This window comes from Victivallis sp. (assembly GCF_048170485.1).
In the GTDB taxonomy this organism is placed as follows: Bacteria; Verrucomicrobiota; Lentisphaeria; order Victivallales; family Victivallaceae; genus Victivallis.
This window is the reverse complement of sequence record NZ_DBEXAY010000311.1, coordinates 1-4,429: the sequence shown is the minus strand read 5'-3', so window position 1 is coordinate 4,429 and position 4,429 is coordinate 1. Positions and strand designations below refer to the sequence as shown.

Genomic DNA, 4,429 nt, shown 5'->3' with positions numbered 1-4,429 from the left:
AATGTCTCCGCCAGCCTGCTGTCGGGTTCTATGATCAGAGCAAGCGACTGGGCATGTTCCGAATAATATTTCCGTGCGAAATCATTTGCATACAACCCGCGCGCCTCATCCCAGTAGTGCCGCCGGACGGATTCCAGAATGCGATCCGCAAGCATGGCAGACCTCCTGCCGTGCTCCTCCGTTCCGGCATATTTTTCCAGTCCGGCAAGCTGGCGCAGGGCAATTACGGCAAACAGATTCAAAATCGAATTGGTTCCGTCATTTTCACATCCGGCGGGTTCCCCGTGCGGCCAGGAATCCACCCAGTCGATGAAATTCCATCCGGGGAAATAAAGCAGATTGTCTTTCAGGTGCAGTTCCAGATAATCCGCAATGCGCCGCGCACACGGCAGAAGCTCGTATACGGTGCCGGGGTCATCCTGCCAGAGCGCATAATCATGCAGCATGGAAATCCAGATCATTGCAAAAGACGGGATCACCTGATCCACACGCGCGGGATAGCGAGAGAAAATCAGACCGTCCGCCTGCTGGGAACGCGCCAGCATCCGCAGGGCTTTTCCGGCAAGCCTTGCATCCGTCGAAGTCACATAAACCGAAAGCGCCTCCAGACGCGCATCCCCGATATACATCAACTGCTCGTAATAGGGACAGTCCATGAACGTCTCATGGGAACACGCTTCCAGAGTCCGGTATGCCGTCTCAAGCAGACGGTTCAGCGCCGGAAGCGAGGAATGCGCACTCCATTCGCGGCGGAACGGATAGCCGGTCCGGTGGAAATTGTGCTAAGCTGCGAAAAAATGGTTTGAAGAGTTTGTAAAAACGGGTAACACTTTTCTCTGAACAAGGAGGAAGGTGTAAAATGAAAGCTGCACCGGAAGCTGTGCCGAATCGGAATGGAACCCGTTATTCGGCGGCCGACAAGCTCAAGGCAGTGAAACTCTATCTTGAGGAAGGTTATCAGGTCAAAGACATTGCGAGGGAACTCGGAATCGGGAAAAGTTCCCTCGGCAAATGGATCCGTGAATACCGGGAAAAAGGTTCTGGAGCTTTCACGTCTCCGCCGGAGAGAAGTGCTGCGGAAGCGGAAAAATCGGATCCGGCCCGGGAGTTTGTCCGAACGCAAATTCTCGAACACAAAGCCGCACATCCGGATCATGGAGTGAAACGGATCACCCAGATCTTCCGCCGCTTTCTCGGTCTGCCGATCAAAACTCATGAAGTTCGATCCGTTTTGGAGGCTCATTCATCATCGTCAACGTCGACAGGATCCCGTGCCAGGCGTCCCCCCGCTCCGATGCGGTTCTTCGAACGGCGCTCGCCCAATGAATTGTGGCACACCGACGTGATGTATTTCATCATGCCGAACCACGAAAAAGTCTTTGTCATCGGCTATCTGGATGATTATTCGCGTTATGTGGTCTCCCTGGATCTGTTTCATCGCCAGACGGTTGGAAACACCATCGACCTGTTGAAAAAGGCGTGCGGCGACTACACGTTTCCGAAAGAAATCCTGACCGACGGCGGCCGTCAGTTCGTCAGCTGGACCGGGAACAACCAGTTCGGGACCTATCTTCGCAACCACCAGATCAAACACACGGTCTGCCGCGCCCACCATCCGCAGACCAATGGAAAAATGGAACGGTTCTGGCGGACGCTGCGGCAGGAGTTTTTCGACAAGGCGAAGATCAGCAGTTTTGATGAGCTTCGGGAGCAGCTGGCGCTCTATGTCCGGCACTACAATTTTCAGCGTCCGCATCAGGGAATTGGCGGTCTGACTCCGGCGGATCGTTTTTTTGAAATCGAGACTACGGTGAAACGGCAGCTCGCCGAGAAAATTGCAGACAATACTCTCGAACTTGCCTTGAGAGGCCATGTCCGCAAACCATTTATGATGGTCGGGCGTGTCGGGGATTCCTGTGTGTCGATTCTGGAGAAAAAGGGACGGATCTCCATGCAGATCGACGGCGTCGAACAGCCGACCGGAGGAACACCCTCTCTGGTCATTTCCGATGAAAATATCACGCAACAGCTTGACAAACAACCAATCATGGAGAATATTGAAAATGGAGAAGAACCATCCGACAGTAGTGGAAAATCCGGAGAAATCAACAATGACCGAACCGCAGACGCCGCCGTTGACGGCGCAGGAGAAATGCAAAGCAGTCCTCTCAGTCTGGACGGAGAAGACCAGTGTGAGCGCGGTTTGTCGCCGGTATTCGGTGCGGCCCCCGCAGGTGGAACGCTGGGAGTTGCTGGCACTGGAGGGAATGCTGAAAGCTCTGGAGGCACGTCCGAGGGGGCGCAAGGCGTTGGAGATGAAAGAGAACTCACTCTCGAGTCATCTCGAGAAACTGCTGGATCGCAAGATGTTGCAGAACGGGAAGAGGCAAGTGAAGAAGAAGGAGGAGAATCTGCCGGAGGCACATCTGGAGAAACTTCTGGACCAGACGCAACGTCCCTGCCGTCGGGGTCGACCGCCCAAAAACGAGAGTCGTGGACAATCGCTCCCTTCAGCGGAGATTTCTCAATAAGCATTTAAGTGAATGACAAACCGGGTCCGGCGTCTCCCCGATACGCCGGATCCGGGAGGAGGAATCATGATGAACCGGATGCAAGACAATGGCTATCAAGCGATGAAACAAAGGCTTGTGACGATTTGCGAAGTTCAGGCCGGAACCATTTCCGTCACCGAAGCGGCGGAACGTCTCGGCGTCTCCCGCAAAACGTTCTACGAGTATATGGATGCGTTTGTGAAAGCCGCGGCTGAGGCTCTGACACCCGGTGATCCCGGTCGCCCGAAACTCTCCGACGAGACGCGGAGAATCCGGCAGCTGGAAGCGGAAAAGAAGCGTCTGGAGAACGAGTTGTATGAGATGAAAGCCATCTCCGAGCTCCAAGGCCGCATCATCGCCATCCGAAATTCCCAATTGGCGGAACGCGAAAAAAAAAGAAAGGGATGAGCTGCCCGTCATTCAGGCGATCAGCCATGAAAAAAGAAGAAATCGAACCATTCCTCTGAAGCGTTTCATTCTGGCCGGACAGCTGAGTGTTTCGACCTTTTTCCGCTATGAACACCGGGTGGCTCTGGGGCAGCCTCTCTGGGGACCACGGGGAAAGCCACGGACCGTCACGATGGAAGACGATGTCATTTTACAGCTTCTGAAACAACAACAGCTGCATGGAAATCGTCATCGGCTGCGCGCGGTTTCCGCACTTCAAGCACAGCATCCGGAATATTCCGGAAGACGCTTTCAGGAACTGGCCAATGAATTGCGAATCAGACTCATGCGTGGCGAAAGAAAGTCCATGCTCTCGGTTGAATACTGCGAAGCGCATCTGATCTGGAGCATGGACATTTTTGAACAGGTGCATCGCGGTGTGCGCTTTCACGTGCTTCAGGTGATCGACCTCGGCAGCAGAATGAAACTTGAGCCGGTCATCAAGCCCGGAGCATTTACCGGAGAGGAGGTGGCGGAACATCTCAACTATCTGATGCATAAACACGGAGCTCCACTCTTCCTGAAGCGGGACAATGGATCGAATTTGAATTCCAGCGAAGTACTTTCGATTTTAAAAATGTTCGCTGTGATTCCCTTCAACAGTCCGCCGGGATTTCCGCAGTTCAACGGGGTAATGGAGCGAAGCCAGGGGGAAATCAAACGTTATTTGCGTGCGATCCTGAAAGACCGGGAGGAACTGGATTCATTCGCCGTAGCAGTACATTTATCTGTCGAACGAGCCAATCGGCGCAGGCGCGCTGTTCTGGCGGGAAAGAGCGCATGGGAACGCTGGAAAGAGGAGTTCCCGCACTTCACCAGGCGGGAACGGGAAAGTGTTTATCTGGAAATCAAGCGTTTGGCGGAATGGATTCTGGAGACATTTCCCCGGAAAAAACGACTGAGGAAAGACGCGGGCGCGCATGCCTGGAGAATCGCAATACAGCGTTATCTGGAAAGCAAAGAATACATCAGGCTTTTTCGTGACGGCAAGGAATTGCATTAATCGAAGGATGATTCCCGCGTTCACTCCGTCCTTCGGACGGTTCCGGCGCTTCCGGATCGCCTTTCCTTGAAAGCCGATCCTCCAGCGTCGGTCAATTTGATTTATGATTCAGAAATTCTAATTTGCAATCAGAGTTTTCCATGCTATCTTACTCTTATATTGACAGAATATAATGCAATGTTGCATCATATTGACTGTCAATTTATTAACATGGAGAAAGTGTCACCTGTTTTTTACAGAAAAACAGAACCATTTATTCCCACACATGACAACCGGAAAGTTACGCGTTTCGGTGATTGCGCTGTCCTGTTTCGCGAACGGTTCGCTCTCGGGACCGCCCAGCAGGAGCGGCGTGCCCCTGCGCGGCACAAGCACCGCGCCGCTCTCAAACTGCGGGCACCAGCCGGTCAGATACCAGCCGTTGCCG

Annotated in this window: 3 protein-coding genes and 2 pseudogenes; 3 read left to right on the top strand and 2 right to left on the bottom strand. The window is 53.3% G+C overall.

Annotated elements, in window-relative coordinates:
- A pseudogene (locus ACMLHG_RS16155) lies at positions 1-683 on the bottom strand (alpha-L-rhamnosidase); the annotation flags it as partial.
- A 176-nt stretch (positions 684-859) separates the two neighbouring features.
- Between ACMLHG_RS16155 and ACMLHG_RS16150 the strand changes: the two are divergent.
- The 3 genes from ACMLHG_RS16150 (at position 860) to ACMLHG_RS16140 (ending at position 4,002) form a co-directional block, all read left to right on the top strand.
- Positions 860-2,539 carry an integrase core domain-containing protein gene (locus ACMLHG_RS16150; RefSeq protein ID WP_417171148.1) on the top strand — a complete coding sequence of 560 codons (1,680 nt, stop codon included), beginning with the start codon at positions 860-862 and terminating at the stop codon, positions 2,537-2,539.
- A gap of 58 nt (positions 2,540-2,597) precedes the next feature.
- Positions 2,598-2,960 carry a helix-turn-helix domain-containing protein gene (locus ACMLHG_RS16145; protein ID WP_417171147.1) on the top strand — a complete coding sequence of 121 codons (363 nt, stop codon included), beginning with the start codon at positions 2,598-2,600 and terminating at the stop codon, positions 2,958-2,960.
- Between the two features lie 172 nt (positions 2,961-3,132).
- On the top strand, positions 3,133-4,002 hold the full coding sequence (locus ACMLHG_RS16140; protein WP_417171146.1) for a hypothetical protein: 870 nt from the start codon (positions 3,133-3,135) through the stop codon (positions 4,000-4,002).
- A 222-nt stretch (positions 4,003-4,224) separates the two neighbouring features.
- On the opposite strand, the pseudogene ACMLHG_RS16135 reads toward ACMLHG_RS16140, so the two are convergent.
- Positions 4,225-4,429, bottom strand: a pseudogene (locus ACMLHG_RS16135) (hypothetical protein); the annotation flags it as partial.